Source organism: Shewanella vaxholmensis, assembly GCF_031932135.1.
Taxonomy (GTDB): Bacteria; Pseudomonadota; Gammaproteobacteria; order Enterobacterales; family Shewanellaceae; genus Shewanella; species Shewanella hafniensis.
The window spans coordinates 57,612-77,292 of sequence record NZ_JAUOEV010000022.1 but is presented as its reverse complement, the minus strand read 5'-3'; the positions used below and the strand labels follow the sequence as shown (position 1 = coordinate 77,292).

The following is a 19,681-nucleotide window of genomic DNA, read 5'->3' as shown; positions in this document are numbered from 1 at the left end:
CTAGCGGAGCAGTATTGCGGGCAGAACTGCCCCGCTAGTTTCCTTCTTGCGATGAAATGACTTTATTACTCTCATTCACATCGACTCGTACCCGCAGAAAGCTGGCAAATCTGGGTAAGCCATTTACGGTAAGGCCTAAATATTTATAGGTGATGATTGCACCCACAGCGGGGGGATGTTGGCGCTCTGCGAGATTAAAACCTGTGCCTATGTTGAAAATCCGGCCGTCTGGGGTTTGCACTCTTATTGCACCCATTTGCCCTGCAAATTGACCTTTCCCTTGTATATGGCCGATCACTGTCGCTTCAGCATCATAATAGGGTTTTAATTTCATCAAATTAGGATTGCGGCCACTGACATACATCGCGGAGCTGCGATGTAGCATTAATCCTTCAGCGCCTTTAGCAACTAAGCTATCAAGTTTTTGATACAGAGCTTCAAGACTGTCCACTTGGAACTGCGCTATAACTTCAAGATAATGCGACTTATCGCTTAATTCGGTCAACGCAAATTGATAGCGATGCTGAAAGTCGCCACCCGCCTTAGGGACATCGAACACCATAAATCGCACTTTGCGCCAGTCATCATCCTTGACTGAGGTTTGTCGAACTATGCTCGACATAGCCTCAAACTGGCCTCGCCCAAGCCATAACTCACCATCGAGGGGATAATTCGGGAAATTCGCGATAAACCATGTCGGAGCAGCAATAAGATTACCTTGCCGGGTCAATAGTGCCTGACCATTCCAGTAACCTCGCACCCCGTCGAGTTTTTCGCTAATCAAAAAGTCCTGAATATGAATCTCTTGCTGGGCATCAAACTCAGTTGCCAACTGTATTGAAGGTGGTGATGTTTTTGCATAGGTCACAGGAGCGAAACAACAGAAAATGAGCAGACTGAGTAAGAACAGACGTTGTTTGAAAAACCGAAAGCGGATAAACCAATGAAATGTTAAATCTTGTAACGGGCTGATATGAGTCATTCCCTTGCTCACTCTGACAATATATCCTTCATCAAGCTTAGAACCCATAGCTCAAGTTGCACTAAAAAACCGTCGAAAGTCACTAAGCGCCTAAGTTAACAACGAATGTTGATGACGATTTTACTCAGTTAATTGTTTATGCGCTTTTCATCTCGGGCTATACTGCGGCCAAATTTATTGACTCAGTCAAATGTTAAAATCTACAACTGTTGGTTTTATCAAACCTGTTTGAATGAGCAACACCTCAGCGCGTTGTCGCTAATGTCTATTGGAAACACTATGAAACCAGCCAACAATCACGGTATTAAACGCATTTTCAGAGCGACGGGATTTTCGATGAAGGGCCTAAAGGCCGCTTGGATCCACGAAGCCGCCTTCAGACAGGAATTAATCTTGACGATAGTCATGTTACCCGTAGCCTTATGGGTTGATATCAGCACTATTGAACGCCTTATGCTGATTTTCACGTTGTTTATCGTGTTAATTGTTGAGCTATTAAACTCGGCGATTGAAGCTGTGGTTGACCGTGTCGGCAGTGAAATACACCCGTTAAGTGGCCAAGCCAAGGACATTGCCTCGGCTGCCGTGTTTATGAGTCTTGCGCTGTGTGGATTAACTTGGCTGGTCGTATTGGCGCCACTGGTGTTTTAACACAGACGTTTTAGATAGTCGCATGAGCAAACACTGAGCCATCGTCCCTTAAAAAGTCGATGGCTTGTTTGATCTGGGCTAAACGATCATTTTCCGCCCAATAGGCAACATACACATTTCTTGAAATGGCGCAGGCGCCACTAACGTGATGCAATTCGCCGCTGCGCAAAGCATGCTGCACCAAATGCTCGGGTAAGAAAGCGCAACCACCATTATTTAAGATGAAATCCAAGGCGATACGCGCTGAGCTCGTGTGCAGTGTCGGCACAGGCAGCGACGCATATTCCTGCGCATGCACAATATTAAACGCCGTTCCCCAATCCACTTTCACATATTGCCCCGGCACCACGGCAGTCACCGTTTGACCTTTTAGGCTCGAAACCAACAACAAATTAATTTGCCCCAGTTGCACTAATTCAAATTGATCAAGCTTTGGCGGATCGAATGAAATCGCGATATCGAGGGTGCGGTCCATTAATTGGCGCGTCATCGCATTGGCAGGCAGCACTTCGGTGCGCAGCGCAACGCCGGGCAGCCCCACGTGCAATCCCTGTAAATAACCTTGCAAATAGGCATCCCAAATATTCGGCCCTGCACCAATGGCAAGCTGAGTCGACTGTAACTGACTGAGGGAAACATCTTGTTTAGCCCGCTCCCACGCCGTTAATACCGCCTCGGCATGGCCAAGCATGCGCTCGCCTGCGGGTGTGGGCTGAATGTTATTACGCTGACGCTCAAACAGCGCGACGCCTAAAATGCTCTCAAGCTGCTTGACTCGAAAACTCACAGCACTGCGCGTGAGATACAGATTCTCGGCCGCTTTACCGAAATGGCGAGTACGGGAGACTTCAAGAAAGGTTTTCAGTAAATCGGTATCCATAAAAATTCTTGACCAACATAGGCAAATTTTTTTGATTTATAAATCAATAATACTAGCCAATACTCCAGTTGCAAATCTTTGTATATCAAAAACTAGAGGGTATCTGCCATGTCTGAACAGTCTTTTTCAAACGCTAACAAGGGTTCTGAGACGTTTAACGGCTCAGCTGCTGCCAGTTTTGTCTCGCAAAAACGTTTCTACGACGACGCGAATTTCCCCAAAGGCTTCAAACGAAGCGGCGATTTTACTAATAAGGAAGCTGAACTGCTTGAATTGCATGGTCATGCAATGAAGAATTTAGCCGAAGGTAAAACCTTGCCCTGCACCTCCGATGAAGCTCAATTTGTGGAAGTCGCCAAAGGAAATATCGCGCCCAGTAGCTTGTTAGAGCAGATCTGGGTAAAGTATCGCAGGCTCGCCATGGGGAAACCCTTTTATGCCGTGGTTGGTACAGTGCATTTGCCTGCAACCAAGCCCGAAATAGAAGTTGAGGCCGAGGCTGTATTTGATATTGAAGATGATGTTCAGGATGAACCTGAACCCGAGGATAAAGAATGAAGATTAAGGTTTGCTACTAAATGCGTGGTTGGATTTTATATAAAGAAACCGCGACTCAGCTAAAACCTGAATGGTATGAAATTGAGCGTCTACTGGCGGCAGCAAAAGCCGACAACATACAGTTGGAAGTTTACGCACCTGATGAATTTGATCTGACTGTCACCAGAGAAGATAACAAGAGTATTTTATTGAATGGGCAAGCCGTCGAGCTGCCCGATTTTATTATTCCGCGAATGGGATCAGGCACAACTTACTTTGCCTTAGCCATTATTCGCCACTTAGAAAGATTAGGGGTGTATTGCCTCAATCCTTCTAAAGCCATTGAAATCGTTAAAGACAAATTATTCTCCCAGCAATTGTTGGCCGAGAAGAATTTGCCTACGCCTAAAACTATGTTGGTTAAATTCCCCGTTGATATCGCCCTCGTAGAGCGCCATCTCGGTTTTCCTGTGGTGATTAAAACGCTTTCTGGCTCACAGGGCAGCGGTGTGTTTTTATCCCATAAAGCACGGGAATTTGACGATTTAATGCAGTTGATTGAAGCGACCAACAAAAACGCTAACATCATTCTGCAAGAGTTTATCGCTAACAGTCATGGCCGCGATCTTCGGGTATTTACTATCGGTGGTCGTGTTGCGGGTTGCTATGAAAGGCGTGGTCAAGAAGACAGCTTTAAAGCCAATGTCAGTGCCGGCGGTTCAGCACGTCCGTTTCAAATCACCCCTGAAATTGAATGGCTTGCCACGCAAACAGCCAATATTCTCGATCTCGATGTTGCGGGTATCGATTTATTGTTTGATAACGGCCATTACAAGATTTGCGAAGCAAACTCATCCCCAGGATTTGAAGGCTTAGAATCCTGTTTGAATGTGGATATTGCCGCGCAAATTTTACACTTTATTCGCATCCGTTTAGGCATGTTTAATAAAGATGAGCCAAGTAGCCCCAAAGTGGTTATTACTGACAATGTAGAAACGTCTGTAGCGCCCGTTATCGAGCCTAAATAGCGGACGAGGGACAACTTAATATCTAGCGGTATCACGCCGCTAGCTATTCTTAAATTGATTACGTCTTCATTTACGTGTTTCACATCCACTGACATCTCGCGCCACAAGCAAAGCTGCAATACTGAAGCCATGCCTAAGTAGCTCTTACCCTTCCCTTGTGTCAGCCCTTCAATCCACAATTGATGTGATGTTTCGCTCAAATTTCATTCAATAGCGCTAAAATAAGTCCTACTTTTGTTTTAAATCACAAATTTTCGCATTTTTTAAAACATTTTATTCACATCGCGAAATTTGCTGTTAAACTCCAAATGTCGATTTTTTATGGCACTAAAGTCTGACCTTATCGCTAAACATAATAAGAATAATGCTGGAGTTACTCCTTAACATGTCGATTCGCCTGTTACCCCTCATCATAGCGTCACTCGTCAGCACTCAAGTGCAAGCCGATGACTTTACTATTCAGTTAGGCGGTTTTTACTCGCAGTCAGACACTAATATGCAAGTCACTAACCCAGTTTCGGGTAATAATTTCACCTTGGATTATGAGTCCGATCTACAACTCGCTGAAAACGAATTTCTGCCTTTTATTGAGTTAAATTATCACTTCAACGAGCGGCATAATATCTACCTCGACTGGAAACAACTCCACCGCAGCGCCGACACCCAAGCCTTAGCCAAACCCTTCCAGCTCGAAATCAACGACACCATTTACGATATCAAAGCCGGCGGTAAGCTCAGTTCAACCTTAAACATCGACGTGCTGCGCTTAGGCTATGGTTATGATGTCTTTCAAGGCAGTAACTATGATGTGGGTCTGTCATTTGGTTTACACACTATGTTTATCAAGACAGGTTTTGAAGGTATGATTGGGGTTTGCGCTTCATCGGAACTACTCAATAATGTCTGTGGTAGCCAAGCGATACCGCGCATTGTTGATGAAAATGTCACTGCACCACTGCCGGACTTTGGCATTTATGGTCAGTATGAATTTGTTCCAGGTTGGCAAGTTACCAGCCATGCACAGTATTTCTACATCACACTCAATGATGTAAAAGGCGAACTCGTTGATATCAAAGTGGGGGTCGATGCACAAATCACTCAAAACTGGCGTATGAGCGTGGCCTATAACTACTACAAAGTGGATGTGGATATCGCCCAAAACTCGCCGAATAAAGACACTCAAATCGCCGATTACAATATCTATTACAGCTTTATCGGCCCTATGCTTTCCATCAGTTATTCTTTTTAATTCAAACACATTCTATTAAGACTTTATTGTACTAAATCGCTGCGCCTCGCTAAAACTATCGCTGAATCCCCAGCTAAAATCAGCGTTAAAAAATAAGGGCACCTACTGGGCGCCCTCATGATTCAACTCATTAACACTATTTACGCCCATCTTGCTCGCGCTTGGCTTTAAAGTCAGATGACTCAAGCCAATGGGGCCAATCGGTACTATTGGCTAAGGTGGTAATCATACTGGCAATGAGGTCTAGGTCTTGGCTTACACCACCTAAATTCCAGCTTGGATCATAATCGTCAGCAGGCTTATGATATTTATGGGCGATATAATCAGGATCGGTATCCCCAAGGCTCATAAATAACAATCCAGGTACACCTTGTTGAGCCAGCGCAAAGTGGTCGGATCTAAACATCAACCCATTCTGCGGTCTTGGATCAGCTTTAACTGAACGGTCTTGGGCCTTCGCGGCGTTATCTAAGTATTGCTCCAACTCAGACACGCCTTCGCCATAACGCAAAATGTAATCCACGCCCTTGTTCACATTCATGCCATCGATATTTAAAAAGGCGACGATGTTTTTCGTTGGCACACTCGGATGCTGAGCAAAATGCTGTGCACCGATCAGACCGGTTTCTTCCGCCGTAAAGGCACTGAAGAGCACCGAGCGATCCAGTGGCGCCGTCTTGGCTTGCTGTTTGAAGTAACGCGCCAAGGCTAAAACCCCCGCCACACCGCTGGCATTATCGACCGCTCCGTTTAAAATCTCTGACTTACCGCCTTCAATCACAGTACCAAGATGATCCCAATGGGCATGCATCATCACCACTTCGTCGGGGCGCATTTTGCCGGGCAGTAAAGCCGCAACGTTATGGGACTCAGCGCGTTCAATTTTATTGTTTAACGTGAGCTGGGCGCTCAACTTAAGTGGGATCGCCTTAAAGTTTGGCTTGGCTGCTTGCTGCTTTAAGGTATCAAAATCCAATCCTGCTTTAGTAAAGATTTTTTGCGCGGTTTCGTGCTGTACCCAACCCATGATGCCAACTTGGCCTTGGTTATTATTGGCATCGACCAGAGTGAACTTAGTGCCCGTGTTGGAGTTTTGCACCACACCCCAACCATAGGCGGCAGGCGCTGTTTCGTGAACAATAAACACAGCCTCAGCACCTTGACGCGCGGCTTCCTCATACTTATAAGTCCAGCGACCGTAATAGGTCATGGCATTGCCTTTAAATACCGCAGGGTCTTGAGTCGCAAAGCCAGGATCATTCACAAGCACGATAACGGTTTTGCCTTTTACATCTAACCCTTGGTAATCATTCAAGCCATATTCGGGCGCGTTGATCCCGTAGCCGACAAACACCACATCGCTTTTATTCAGGCTCACGGTTTCAGCGATTCTTTGGGTTCTCGCGGTAAATTCACTGCCATTGGCAAATTTAAGTCCGCCGATATCAAGCTGCATATTTTGATCTGCACTAATTTGTGCCAAAGGCACGGCCTGCAGATAACTATCGCCAAATCCGGGTTTGAGACCCATATCTTTAAATGCTTTCACTAAATAGTCTAAAGTTAAGCTCTCACCTTCTGATAAAGGCGCACGTCCACCGAAGGCATCACTGGCTAAGGTTTTAACATCGGTTCGGTATTGCGCGAGATCGAGGCTTTGCACAAATGTGGTTTCAGCTAAGACGGGTAATGAGATAGTGGCCATCAGACTTGTGGCTAAGATGATATTTTTCACAACTTTCTCCCAAGTTATTATCATTATTTGATTTTAAGGATAGACTTTACCATATCATCTTTAGTTTATGATGGAAGTCTTAGCGCAAACGGAGTCGCTGCTGCCCAAGCACAAACGGTGTTCATGCCTTCATCGAGCCGACGATGCTTACGGTTAGCTTTGAACAGATAACAACAGAATAAAATAGCGAAAATCTTAAAATATCCGTTTATTTTCATTAAGTAAGGTAACAATATGTCGCTAGAGTTATTACAAGCCGCTGCACTGAATCTCAAAAAAGCAGTGCCTCTGATGCTCAAACATAAAATTCCGACCACCCCGGTTAACTATGCGCTTTGGTACACTTATGTTGGTGAACAGAATCCCGAATTAAATCAACGACTCGATACCGTTATCGCCCAGTACAACACTTGTCCTCCTGTGAGTAGTGAACTCTTATATCGCCAGTATGTTGCCGATCCCGTTGAACTCGATGTCCGCGAAATGCGCCAGAATCTGGATGCTATGGTGACTGAGCTGTCCCAATCGCTCAAAGATACCAATCTAGATGCCAATGAATTCCAGTCGCGCATCGAGAGTAATTTTGAAAAGCTCAACCGCATCGAAGATGAGGGTTTTAGTGTTGAGCAAGTGCTCGATCTGGTGCGCAGTTTAGTGAAAGAGTCGGACAATATTCGCTCGAGCACTGAGTTCTTTACCGGACAATTGCAGAAAGCGCAAACCGAAATCGATGCGCTAAAGAAAAAGCTCGAACAGACAGAAAAAGATGTGCTCTACGATGCGCTGACTGGCTGCTTTAATCGCCGCGCCTTCGACAGCGATTTTGCTGGCATGTTAGCCCAAGCGCCCTTAGGCACCTGCGTGATCTTGGCCGATATCGACCATTTTAAAGTATTTAACGACACCTACGGCCACCAGCTCGGCGACCAAGTGTTACGCGCCGTGGCGAAACGGCTACAGGAATCCTGCCGCGATGGCGCGAAACTGTATCGTTTTGGCGGTGAAGAATTTGTGATTATTGTGCCTAAAAGTCAGTTACGAATTGCAAGGCAACTGGCCGAAGCCATGCGCCGTGGACTCGAAAAGCTCAGTTTGAAAGACAGACGTAAAGACGAGCGCATCAATAATATCAGTGCCTCATTTGGGGTTGCCCAATGGCAAGAAAAGCAAACGGGCATGCAATTGATTGAAGCGGCAGATAAATTACTTTATGACGCTAAACGTTTAGGTCGAAATCGCGTGTTACCGATCAGCAACTAATTGTGATGACTTGATTATGCTAACTGGAACGTAATGAATTAGCCTGAAGCCGATGATTCGGCTTCAGGCTAGGATGATTAAAAGACAATCATTTGGCGGTTACTGATAAGCACTATTTGATCAGCATGATTTAATCAACATTATTAATGTTGACATTGTTAGCTCAAAGCAGCCTTAACGCTTTGGTTGAAGATTGCGCTAAGGCTTAAATTAACGTGCGACCTAATGGGTGAAACTGCGCGTACTAGAAGCGACCTTCCCTTGCATCCCATTCCCAGCTGAAGCTGAAACATCGGCACTAACCGTATCCATTGATTCATCCTCAACCGGTATCGCCTGCACCACAAAGCGCAGTTCGGCGCCGCCTTGAAGCGCATCGAAGGGATAACAAGTGATTAAGGTTAAGCGATTATTATCGGATGGCGCCATAAACTGCGTTTCAGTTTCATGCACCACCTGAGTCGCAACTACTTCATAAATAATGTGATTTCCCTTAAGCGTTTGCAGCGATAATCGACGCCCTACCGTCATGCCATTAAGGATGGCAAAATGCGTGTCCCTGTGTCCGGCAATCACAGTATTGCCCTTTTGCCCCGCTGGCGCACTGGACAACACTAGACTCGGGCCAAAGGCTAAATTTCGCCCTGAAGCCCCCGCCAATACATATAAACTGTCATTAAGCTCGACTTCAATATCGCTATTAGCCGCTTGCTCACGATAAATGGACAGCTTTGCGACGGGGTAAGTATCTGCCCATGACCAAGGCTTATGGGATTGTCCATCGGCTAAGGTTTTAGTCCACGCCTGTTCAATCAAATACTGGGCAAAGTGTGCTTTAGCTTGCATATAGAGTCCCTTTCCTAACAATGTTGCACCAATTAAAAATAATCCCACTACTAAAAATCGCTGTGTTCGGCCTTTGCTCATCGCGCTTTACTCGTCGTTCATGATTCATGGTTCATCGATGACTGGCAAGCGCCATCATGGCCGCCTTCTCTTCGCGTTTTTGTCGCAGAATCGAGCCCATAAGCACCAAGGCCAGTAGCAAGGTCAATGCACCCAATAACATATCCAAACGGCTCGATGTCGCAGTTTGCGGCAAGGCACCAAAGGGTTGCCAACCTAAGGGCAAGTGCTGACGCACCACGGCATCGCGGCTCATTGCAGTTGAATCTATGGGGGTTAAGTCCACCGCAACTAAACTGGTATAGGCGCTGACTAAGTGATAATTCATCGACAAAGCCGTGACTTGCTGCTTTACCTTGTCATCATTCGCACCATTTTTACTCAGCTCCAATGCACCAATCTGTTTACGCGCCCAGAGTAAATCTAAACCCGCACCTTGATTAGTGATAAGTCCCGCTGAGTTGTCCTGAAGAGATAACGACTGTTGCCAGTTTTTATGCCCTTGGCGACCTGAGATCACTAATTCCTGCGGCTCACGGGCGCTGCGTTTTAGACTTACGAGCACAGGCTCGCCGCGGTACAAATCTGCAATCGGTGACGGCCAGTAATCGGGCACACTGCCATCGTCATAACGCACTTGAATATCGGTTAACACGGGATATTGAATTTTGCTCAGTAAGGTGCTGATCTTCTCGTCGACTTCATCCACTTTGCCAATATAAGTAAAAGTGCCGCGACCCAGTTCTGCCGCCCTTTGCATAAAGTGAGAATTAGGCGCTGAGCCTATACCAACAGTAAACAAGCGGCTCTCACCGATTTGGTAGCGGATCAAATCGAACAAGGCTTGCTCATTGCCCACAGAGCCGTCGGTCATAAAGATCACTTGGCGCAAAGGCTGCACTGCATCGGGCGGGGCACTGCCCAAGGATTTTGGCAAGGCAGCATCCAGTGCAAGCGCCATTTCGGTGCCACCATCGGCTTGTAAACGGCTCACAAATTGACGGGCACGGGACAAATTCGATGAGGTCGCCGGTAATGATGTCGCTGAAAACTGAGACAGACTGGAGTTAAATTCGATAATGTTAAAACTGTCCTCGGGCTTGAGTCCTTTTAATGCATAAAGCAGTGCATTTTTGGCTTGAACGATAGAATCCCCCGCCATAGAGCCCGAAGTATCAATCACCAAAATTAATTCACGGGGCAAACTCAGTTGGGTGCTCTTTTCGACCTTAGGAGGCAACACCATGACGAGACTGTAATTATCTTCATTCATGCCGTTGGCTTTGCTGGTTTCAAGCGTGTCCTGAGACAAATTATCGCCATCGGGTTTATGGGTCTTACCCTGTTGATTAAACACCCAAGCCATTGGACTCGTACCCTGCTGTACGCGCCATTGCAATACAAAGTCACGATTGGCAGGCACGCGTTGCGCTAGTGACACATCGACGCCGCTATTGGTTTGCTTAAGTTGGATATCATGGTAAGGGCTCTCAATTGACGCCTTATCAACCCCCTTTGCCAGCAAGACTTGAATGTCAGCCCTGAGCACAGGATCGCGTCCATTGGCGCCGTCCCGCACAGGCGCCACAATCCGGTCGGCATCAAACACCTGCGAGCTGGTCACTCGACTCGATTGACGTGCCATAGGCTCATTTGAGTCGCTAGCACTGGCGTCAGAGGTTAAGCCCGGAATATAACGAGGCGCGACCACCAGCGGAAAACGTAGGCTAAACAAGCCATCTTCATATTTGACACTCTCCTGATAGCTGATTTCGACAATCAGCTCCTCTTGTGGTGCTAGGTTGGCCACTTCGGTCGTGAACATATTTGGCCGCTCTTGGCTCACTAAGCTGGCGCGTTTGCCTTCCGCTTTGGCTTGCTCAAAAATCTGCTTAGCCTCGGCCTTAGGATGAATTTGCCCTTCGATAACCCTTTGGCCGATATGTAATCGCAGCGAATCCACCGCCGCCTCATTGGGCAGCGGGAACAGATATTGCCCATTCAACACAAACTCAGTGTTATTGCGAAAAACCTGCTTCACACTCACGCGATTACTTAAGCCTGAGACTTGCATCGACACTTGTGTATCGAGTGGCAAAGATGGCACCCAAGCGCCACTCGGCTGGCGATAAAGTAATAATCCCTGGGTAATGTCATCGTAATTAATGACCTGTGATTCTGCCGTACTTTGAGCAGTATTTTCGCCGACCAGCGCCGAGGCAATATTCTGCGGCTCAGACAATGTGCCCGTGCTATTGGGTGAGGCTAATGCCACAAAGGGCAAGCCCCAACATACGGCGGCACTGATCATTAATATCGCTAAGCTTTCGCTGATTTCTTTTACCCTTTTCCCTGTGATCATCACAAAGGCTTCCTTCTTTCTATTAACTAATATGGACTGACGTTCGCAGTCGTTAAAATGAATGTTCTAAATTGACGGCTTAGAATGGACGACTAACATCGACCGCTATTGCGTCGTGCGCGTTGCCATCAAGGTTGAATGGGGCTGTAAGGTCAAGGTCACACGGCGATCGAACACATCCGATTCCCTGTCCTGCTCCGCTTGCAGTGGCGATAAAGCGCCAAAGGCTTGTGTTGTCATGCGTTCAGCTGCGACGCCTTGCTTAATCAGGTAGCCACGGACTTCCAGTAAACGTTGCTCAGAAAGGGCTTGGTTGTAACTCACATCACCCCGACGATCGGCATAGCCTTTCAATTCCAAATTAAGCTCAGGCGACAGATTCATCACCTCGGCCACATCATCTAATTGGGGCAAAAAATGCGATTCGACCTCAGAGGAACCAGTGCGAAACTGCACGTTTAGCCCTAGGGCGAGCTCACTGAGTAATTGACGTTGCGCAGATAGCAACTCATCAAGCTCTTGCTGCGCCTTGGCATATTCGCTCGCGCGTTTTTCGGCGGCTTGTTGCTTTACACTCAACTCGGATAATTGCGACTCTTGCAGGCTGATCTGTCTTTGCTGAACGTGCAGCGTGTCTGTGTCGCTAACCGACTTACCAATCAAGGTGCCAGTGAACGCGCCAATAATGGCCCCCACAGGACCACCGACTAACGCGCCCACTAACGCCCCACCACCGAGGCCAATTAAGGCTTCTGGCTGTTCGTCCTCATTTGCGTATTCATCATCCATCGCCATACCGCTAACATCGGCGTCATTATCTAAGCTGTGATCTTGTCCTTGGTTTTGCAGTGAAACCCGCGCCGACACACTGGCGACTGGCGCGCTTAATAAACTCAAAACCAACAAATTAATTAGTGTCTTTTTCATCATCTCATTCCTTTTTGATTATTAGCTGAGCTTGCACTCGAACCTGAACAACAAGTTCAAAACCCCATCAGGTCAAAACGGGTGCAAAACTGAATGAGGCTATTAAACACAAGTGGAATGGCATGAGCAGGGATGGAAAATGGCAATGCAACTATCAATTGTGGCAACAAAATGGCAATTGCATTTGTGGCCTTTTATCTCGGGTAAAATCCTGTATAGTCACGAAAACTTACTCCCCCAAGTCAATAGGAATATGGCTCTATGAAGCGTATCGCCATAGTGGAAGATGAAGCGGCCATTCGCGAGAATTACAAGGACGTGCTGCAACAACACGGTTACAGCGTGCAAACCTATGCCGACAGACCATCGGCCATGTTAGCCTTTAATACTCGTTTACCGGATTTAGCCATTATCGACATCGGCTTAGGTAATGAAATTGATGGTGGCTTTATGCTATGTCAGTCACTGCGTGCTATGTCGAGCACGCTGCCGATCATCTTTTTGACCGCCCGTGACAGTGACTTTGATACTGTATGTGGCCTGCGTTTAGGCGCCGATGATTACTTGAGTAAAGAAGTGAGCTTCCCCCATTTAACTGCGCGCTTAGCGGCCTTGTTTCGCCGATCTGAACTTGCGGCCAGCCAAACGGCGCAGGAAAACCTGCTTGAGCGAGGTCCACTGACGATTGATGCCAATCGCATGCAAGTCTATTGGAACCAGCTGCCGATTGAGCTTACCGTCACTGAATTTTGGATGGTGCACGCGTTAGCTAAACACCCGGGCCATGTGCGCAGCCGCCATGAATTGATGCAAGAGGCGAAGATTTTTGTCGATGACAGCACGATCACTTCCCATGTGAAACGCATTCGCAAGAAATTCATCGCCACCGCGCCTGAGTTTGATTGTATCGATACGGTTTATGGCATGGGTTATCGCTGGGACAGCTTAGCCTGAACTCTCACAATACCTTGATGCACGTAACCTTGAGCCAATACACTTTTGATCCCATTGATGCTGATCCCTAACTTATGACACGTTTCCCCTTTGGTCTACGCACTAAAGTCATCGGCCTTAGCCTGTTTTTGCTCTGCCTACCTTGGCTGGGGTATCAATATGTGTGGGAGATGGAAAAGTATCTTCGCCACGGTCAAGAACGCACCTTAGAAGGCACCACTCAGGCATTGGCCACCGCGCTGCACGAACGGCCGAAATTGTTCGATGGACAAGCGAGCTTTTTAAAGCAAGTGGAAAAGAGTCGCGATCTGTACGCCTATCAACTCAATGGGGCGATTCTGCTCGACGGTAAACTTAACGAATGGGAAGAATATCAGCACAGATTTATCCAGTACGGTGAGGCGCATCAGATCATGCGCGCCGATCCCAACGCGCCGCTGACCTTAAGCTTTACCCACATGGTCGGCCAGTACGACGGCTACCTTTATGCCTTCTTTCAAGTGACTGACCCAACTGTGGTGCTACGTGGTAAAAATGCCTTAAGTGTTGATAGAAACGATCATCTTTCGATTGCGACCCTCGCCCCCGACAATAAATTCAAACGCTATATCGTCGCCACCACCCAACCGGGCTGGATCAGCGCCTTCGAGTTACCTGCCAATCCTAAGCAAACCGTGCCCGTCAAACCTGAAGTGCGCATCCAAGGACAATGGGCGACCACAGATGTGGGTTACAATGTCGAGCTGCGTATTCCCTTAGACATGGTCGGCAGCAAACTCGGTTTTGCCATTTCCGATGTTAACGACAGCAAGAACCGCGATGTGGCAGCCGTTGTCGGCACCTCGGCCTTAGATACGGTCGATAATCTCGGCACTGTGTTGGTGCCATCGCCAGAAATTGAAAACATTATCAAAGGTATGAGCCACTATAGCTCACGCATTTGGGTGGTCGATAAGCACGGCCGCGTACTGGCAAAATCGGGCGATATTCGTGCCAATGACAGCGTGTGGACCCGCACCTTAGAAGATGAAAAGAGCACCACGCTGTGGGAAACCTTCAAGCGCGATTACTTGCATCCGCTGTACTATAAAATTCTCACTAAGCCGCCCAAAGACTTTATTGATTCCTTACAAGACTCCACCGAGCTTGATGGCAGTCATATCCAAAAAGCCCTTGCAGGTCAGCAAAGCTCAACTTGGCGCTTAACCCCAGACAACAAAGCTGTGGTGCTCGCTGCCGCCAGCCCTATTTGGATTGATAACAATGTGATGGGCGCCGTTGTCGCCGAAGAAACCACCCACGGGATCCGTACCCTGCGTAACCGCGCGCTGGAAAAACTCTTTAACGTGATTTTGACCATTATGAGCATGGGCACTTTGGCGCTGTTCTTTTTCGCTTCGAGCATTTCTAACCGTATCCGTAAACTGCGCGATGAGGCCGAAAATGCCATTGATAGCCAAGGCCGCGTTCGTAATCACCTCAAACCGTCTAAAGCTCGGGATGAAATTGGCGATCTGTCCCGCAGTTTCTCCAACATTGTCGGACGGCTTGGTCAATACACACATTATCTGGAAAATATGTCGTCGCGCCTGTCCCATGAGCTGCGCACGCCCGTGGCGGTTGTGCGATCATCCCTTGAGCATTTAAACCTGCAAACCTTAGATAAAGACACGCAGAAATATGTCGACCGCGCCCAAGAAGGTGTCAGCCGCTTAAGCATGATTTTAAATAACATGAGCGAAGCAACGCGCTTAGAGCAGAGTTTAACGCAGGCCGATATCACTAAATTCCCACTCTCCCAAGTGGTTAGCGGTTGTATGCAAGGTTATCAAATGACCTATCCAGAACAAGGCTTTAGCGTAAAAGTGCCCGAGCAACCTCTGATGATGCAAGGTGTGCCGGAATATATCGCCCAGTTGATGGACAAACTTATCGCTAACGCGATTGAATTTTGCGATAAAGGCAGCGCCATCGAAGTCACGCTCACCCAAGTCGGTAAGCAAGCAACTTTGCTTATCAGTAACTTAGGACCAGAACTGCCCGTTGATATGTCGGAGCAGATTTTCGACTCCATGGTGTCGGTGCGGATAAATCAAGCCCAAGACAAACCTCATCTCGGTTTAGGTCTGTATATCGCACGATTGGTCGCCGAGTTCCACCAAGGACAAATCCTCGCCCGCAATCGCAGCGAGCATAATGGCGTCGATATCCTAGTAACCTTGCCATTAAGCTAAGAATCACGCAGCCTTTGAGCTAAAGTTACACTGCCTTTAAATTATGAGTCACGTTGCCTTTGAGCCCTGCTTCATAATCTAAAGACCGAAGGGACAGGCGCCAATAACATGAGTCAAAATCATCATAGCGCCTCCTGTCATTTCTGCGTGCAGATGCTAAGATGGCCGCCATAACAATAGATTAGATATCTCCAATGGTTCTTCTCCAACATTGTTCAACCTATTCGTTCAACCTAAATGCCAAGGTAATGATCCAATGACAGATAAACATCATCAAGCCACCCAAATCGTCAGCTTAGGTCGAGACAAAAAATGGACCAAAGGCGTGATCAATCCGCCCGTTTTTCGTGCTTCGACTATCGTCTTCGAAACGATGGATGAAATGCGCCATGCCGCAAAAAATAAAACCAATGGCGAGATGTTTTATGGCCGCCGTGGCACCCCGACTCATTTTTCGTTTCAAGCGGCAATTGCCGAATTAGAAGGGGGCGTAGGTACGGCGCTGTATCCCTCTGGCGCGGCGGCGATCAGTGCGGCGTTATTGTCATTTTTAAAAGCCGGCGATCATCTGTTGATGGTCGATAGTGTGTATGAGCCAACGCGTGATCTGTGCACCCATATTCTCGGCGGTTTTGGTATCGAAACCACTTATTACAATCCGCTGATTGGCGCGGGCATTCGCGACCTTATTCGCCCCAATACTAAAGTGTTGTTTTTAGAATCTCCAGGCTCCATCACCATGGAAGTGCAAGATGTGCCGACCTTGTGCCGCATCGCCCACGAACATGGGCTGATTGCTATGCTGGACAACACTTGGGCCTCGCCAATCAATAGCAAACCCTTTGAAATGGGTGTGGATATTTCGATTCAAGCGGCGACCAAATACATCGTCGGTCACTCGGATGTGATGATAGGCACAGCCACTGCCAACGAAAAATACTGGCCACAATTACGTGAACACAGTTATTTGATGGGACAAACCACCTCCCCTGATGATGTGTACCTTGCCGCCCGTGGCCTGCGTACCTTAGGCGTGCGTATGGCGCAGCATGAAAAAAATGCCCTGCAAGTTGCCAACTGGTTGAAAACCCGACCAGAAGTCGATCATCTGCGTCATCCGGCGTTTGATACCTGCCCCGGCCACGAGTTCTTTAAACGCGACTTTAGCGCCTCCAACGGCTTATTCTCCTTTGTATTGAAACAAGGCGATGCCGATGCGGTCACCGCACTGGTTGAGAATATGAGTCACTTTAAGATGGGCTTTTCTTGGGGCGGCTACGAGAGTTTGATCCTCGGCATTTTCGGCATTGAAAAAATCCGCTCGGCGACAAAGTGGGATGCGAGCAAACCGTTAATTCGTTTGCATATTGGTTTAGAAGATCCCGCGGATTTAATTGCCGATCTCAGCGCAGGGTTTGAACGCTTTAATGCAGTACTGGCGGCCAAAACTAAATAAAGATAGTGATCTTGATAGGATTTAAGCTAGGTCGTTAGAGGCTAATATTTATTCAGTTATGTCATTAGCGACTAAATGCGCGCAGCCTATTAAAACAAAAAGGGGCGGAATAAACATTCCGCCCCTTTTTGTTATCAACACTGACTGCAAATTCAACTTATTTCAAATATCAATTTTCAAATATCGATGCTTACGGTAAAAGCACAGCAAAGTTATAAACTCTTCGGCGATTAATTCGCTTTCGCTCCAGCACTCAACGCAGGGTCAACCCAAGCGGCTGAGCCATAAAGCGGCACTGTCGAAAGGGCATGTTTATGGCTGCCGTTGGTCTCTTTGGTCGAATAGGACAAATACAGCAGAGTCTGGTTCTGTGCATCATAAATTCGGCGCACTTTTAATGACTTAAACAAAATGCTCAGGGATTCGGTGAAAATCACTTCGCCGTGTTTACCCATGTCGATATTAGCCAAATCGGCCGCGTTAATTGGCCCAGTTTGACGGCAACTTATGCCCATATCCGATGGATCGGCAAAATCTAAATTGGCTTCGATACGACTAATATGGCAAGTCACCCCAGGAATTTTAGGATCGTGCTTAGCATCGATGATCACATCTTTGGTGGTAAAAAGCCCTAAGCTCACCTTACCTACATCGTCACCACAACCCGCGAGCAAAAGGCTCACAGTGGCGGCAAACGCACACTTCAACAGAGTTTTCATTCCTACATCCTTTTACATTAGTGCTTATATAAGTGCTTATATGTTAGTGATTTTATGTTAATGCTTATATGTTAGTGCTTAGCAAATAGCTTTTGTGCCCAGCGGGTTAACCCTGCTGTCACAGAGCCAAAGTGATCGCCGACCACGACCGGAATATCGGGATAAATACCAGCAATTTTCGCGTATATCGCAGGGCTTCGCGCCGTACCACCTGTCACGTAAATCACATCAGGTTTGCATTCTGCAGCATTGTCGGCAGATACATTCTCGTGATTCACAGAGTCTTGAGCTAAGCCGTCAGCCGCTAAGGTTTTTGCCGCTTGCGCAAGTGCTTGATGCATCAGGGCTTCTACTTTTGTCAGTGAAGGCTCGATAGCATTCTCAAACAAATTGCGGCTCACACCCGCGTGCAGCGCCGCTTCGATAAAATCGAGATTGATATCTGTATTCTCGGCATCCGACAGGGCAATTTTGGCGCGTTCGGCTTGACGGACCAACTGATAGCTTAGCTGCTGTTGTTGCACTTTTAACAGTCGGTTGAGTAACTGTGGCTGCTCGGCTTCTTTCACCAATTCATCAATCAGTTTACGGCTGCTTAAGGTACTGAATTCCCGCTGGGCGCTAATATCATTTACCGCTACCGCATTCCAAAAAGCTTTACTGGGCATAGGTTTGCCATTGGTCATTAAAGAGCCTAAACCAAAGTGCGGCATAAAGGCATTCATTGCAAGGGCGATATCGAGATCGTTACCACCGATTCGCTGACCACTATGGCCGAGGAAATCTTCACTGCGATCCGCTTTTTGTTTATGGGCGGGTCCCATTTTGACCACAGAGCAGTCAGTTGTACCGCCGCCCACGTCGACAACCAGCACGGTTTTGTTATCGGTCAAGCTCGCTTCATAATCCATCCCCGCCGCTAACGGCTCGAACAGAAAATCAACGTCGACGAAACCCGCACGTTTTGCCGCTAAGGTCAAAATGGATTCGGCCTGACGGTTACTCTCTTCACCGCCTATGCCTTGAAAGTTCACCGGACGACCAATAATCGCATGGGTAATCGTTGCCGCAGCGCCTTGTTTAGCAAGGTCCTTTTCAACTAACACAGATTCGGCGCGCACTTTAATGTGCTGCATCATCAGGGTAACTATGTCTTCAAACAAGGCCACTTGCTCGGGTCTGAGACCCGTTGCACCTAAAAATGATTTTGGCGAACGGACATAGAATCCTTCCTCCGGCATCTCTAAATACGCGCTTACCGCCTGCTCACCGACAAACACGGCCTGAACATCAGCGTCGAGATCTAACTCATGGCGCACCATGCGGGCGCGGCTCAATTGTGCGGCGCGCTTTTTGGCGTAATCGGCTTTTAATTCAATAGGAAGACCACGATAAACCGCCTCGGCGATCAGTTCCCTGTCCATCGCATATAAGGTCGAAGGTAAATAAGCTGATTGCTCTGATAACGCCAATAACTGCACATCATCACCCTGCATGATCCCTACGGCGCAGTTAGCACTACCATAATCAAATCCAACAAACATACCTTTTACTCCCGCGATAAAAAAGCCGAGAAAGATAACATAGTTTGCGATAATGCCCAAGGAGTTAACACTGCCGGATTGACTCGCAAACTGGCAGCGAGTATAGCGGGCTCAATGCGTCAATCGCAGTTGCACGAGCAGCATTTCAGTCCAATCCAAGATGATCATCTTAAGGTCATATTTCTGTCACACTCGTCATCAAGCTGACATATTTCCCTCGTATCTTTATCCCAGATAAATCCCAGACTGATTTTGGC

At 47.4% G+C, this 19,681-nt stretch carries 16 protein-coding genes; 8 read left to right on the top strand and 8 right to left on the bottom strand.

Annotation, left to right across the window (positions count from 1 at the left end; genetic code table 11):
- Positions 1–34: 34 nt before the first annotated feature.
- Positions 35–982 (bottom strand): DNA ligase, encoded by a 948-nt coding sequence (locus Q4Q46_RS17325; protein WP_311906587.1) that lies wholly within the window; start codon positions 980–982, stop codon positions 35–37.
- 279 nt (positions 983–1,261) lie between these two features.
- Between Q4Q46_RS17325 and Q4Q46_RS17320 the strand changes: the two genes are divergently transcribed.
- On the top strand, positions 1,262–1,633 hold the full coding sequence (locus tag Q4Q46_RS17320) for a diacylglycerol kinase (RefSeq protein ID WP_311906586.1): 372 nt from the start codon (positions 1,262–1,264) through the stop codon (positions 1,631–1,633).
- A 10-nt stretch (positions 1,634–1,643) separates the two neighbouring features.
- Here the strand turns inward: Q4Q46_RS17320 and hdfR are convergent, their stop codons facing one another.
- The gene (gene hdfR / locus Q4Q46_RS17315; RefSeq protein ID WP_311906585.1) at positions 1,644–2,513 is read right to left on the bottom strand and encodes an HTH-type transcriptional regulator HdfR; all 870 of its coding nucleotides are present in this window, start codon (positions 2,511–2,513) and stop codon (positions 1,644–1,646) included.
- Positions 2,514–2,621: 108 nt separating this feature from the next.
- On the opposite strand from hdfR, the gene Q4Q46_RS17310 reads away from it, so the two are divergent.
- From Q4Q46_RS17310 to Q4Q46_RS17300, 3 genes are all read left to right on the top strand, one after another.
- Positions 2,622–3,071, top strand: coding sequence for a MaoP family protein (locus Q4Q46_RS17310; RefSeq protein WP_011846617.1), 450 nt, complete (start codon positions 2,622–2,624; stop codon positions 3,069–3,071).
- Positions 3,072–3,091: 20 nt separating this feature from the next.
- Complete coding sequence (locus Q4Q46_RS17305; protein ID WP_259528553.1) at positions 3,092–4,078, top strand: ATP-grasp domain-containing protein; 987 nt, start codon at positions 3,092–3,094, stop codon at positions 4,076–4,078.
- Between the two features lie 385 nt (positions 4,079–4,463).
- Complete coding sequence (locus Q4Q46_RS17300) at positions 4,464–5,327, top strand: DUF481 domain-containing protein (RefSeq protein ID WP_311906584.1); 864 nt, start codon at positions 4,464–4,466, stop codon at positions 5,325–5,327.
- A gap of 136 nt (positions 5,328–5,463) precedes the next feature.
- Here the strand turns inward: Q4Q46_RS17300 and Q4Q46_RS17295 are convergent, their stop codons facing one another.
- On the bottom strand, positions 5,464–7,086 hold the full coding sequence (locus tag Q4Q46_RS17295; protein ID WP_311906583.1) for a M28 family metallopeptidase: 1,623 nt from the start codon (positions 7,084–7,086) through the stop codon (positions 5,464–5,466).
- A 210-nt stretch (positions 7,087–7,296) separates the two neighbouring features.
- Here Q4Q46_RS17295 and Q4Q46_RS17290 point away from each other — a divergent pair, with 210 nt between their 5' ends.
- The gene (locus tag Q4Q46_RS17290; protein WP_006086374.1) at positions 7,297–8,322 is read left to right on the top strand and encodes a GGDEF domain-containing protein; all 1,026 of its coding nucleotides are present in this window, start codon (positions 7,297–7,299) and stop codon (positions 8,320–8,322) included.
- A gap of 222 nt (positions 8,323–8,544) precedes the next feature.
- Here Q4Q46_RS17290 and Q4Q46_RS17285 read toward each other — a convergent pair whose 3' ends face one another.
- From Q4Q46_RS17285 to pdsO, 3 genes are all read right to left on the bottom strand, one after another.
- Positions 8,545–9,249 carry a class GN sortase gene (locus Q4Q46_RS17285; RefSeq protein ID WP_311906582.1) on the bottom strand — a complete coding sequence of 235 codons (705 nt, stop codon included), beginning with the start codon at positions 9,247–9,249 and terminating at the stop codon, positions 8,545–8,547.
- 31 nt (positions 9,250–9,280) lie between these two features.
- Entirely contained in the window at positions 9,281–11,590 is a 2,310-nt protein-coding gene (locus tag Q4Q46_RS17280) for a marine proteobacterial sortase target protein (protein WP_311906595.1), read from the bottom strand.
- Between the two features lie 105 nt (positions 11,591–11,695).
- Complete coding sequence (gene pdsO / locus Q4Q46_RS17275; RefSeq protein WP_311906581.1) at positions 11,696–12,520, bottom strand: sortase-associated OmpA-like protein PdsO; 825 nt, start codon at positions 12,518–12,520, stop codon at positions 11,696–11,698.
- Positions 12,521–12,778: 258 nt separating this feature from the next.
- Here pdsO and pdsR point away from each other — a divergent pair, with 258 nt between their 5' ends.
- From pdsR to Q4Q46_RS17260, 3 genes are all read left to right on the top strand, one after another.
- The gene (gene pdsR, locus Q4Q46_RS17270; RefSeq protein ID WP_006081337.1) at positions 12,779–13,471 is read left to right on the top strand and encodes a proteobacterial dedicated sortase system response regulator; all 693 of its coding nucleotides are present in this window, start codon (positions 12,779–12,781) and stop codon (positions 13,469–13,471) included.
- 74 nt (positions 13,472–13,545) lie between these two features.
- Positions 13,546–15,705 carry a proteobacterial dedicated sortase system histidine kinase gene (gene pdsS, locus Q4Q46_RS17265; protein WP_311906580.1) on the top strand — a complete coding sequence of 720 codons (2,160 nt, stop codon included), beginning with the start codon at positions 13,546–13,548 and terminating at the stop codon, positions 15,703–15,705.
- 256 nt (positions 15,706–15,961) lie between these two features.
- On the top strand, positions 15,962–17,161 hold the full coding sequence (locus Q4Q46_RS17260; RefSeq protein WP_311906579.1) for a cystathionine beta-lyase: 1,200 nt from the start codon (positions 15,962–15,964) through the stop codon (positions 17,159–17,161).
- Positions 17,162–17,391: 230 nt separating this feature from the next.
- Here Q4Q46_RS17260 and Q4Q46_RS17255 read toward each other — a convergent pair whose 3' ends face one another.
- Together Q4Q46_RS17255 and yegD are read right to left on the bottom strand one after the other, a co-directional pair.
- Positions 17,392–17,880 (bottom strand): CreA family protein, encoded by a 489-nt coding sequence (locus Q4Q46_RS17255; protein WP_107404719.1) that lies wholly within the window; start codon positions 17,878–17,880, stop codon positions 17,392–17,394.
- Between the two features lie 71 nt (positions 17,881–17,951).
- Positions 17,952–19,424 (bottom strand): molecular chaperone, encoded by a 1,473-nt coding sequence (gene yegD, locus Q4Q46_RS17250; RefSeq protein ID WP_259544303.1) that lies wholly within the window; start codon positions 19,422–19,424, stop codon positions 17,952–17,954.
- Between the last annotated feature and the right edge of the window lie 257 nt (positions 19,425–19,681).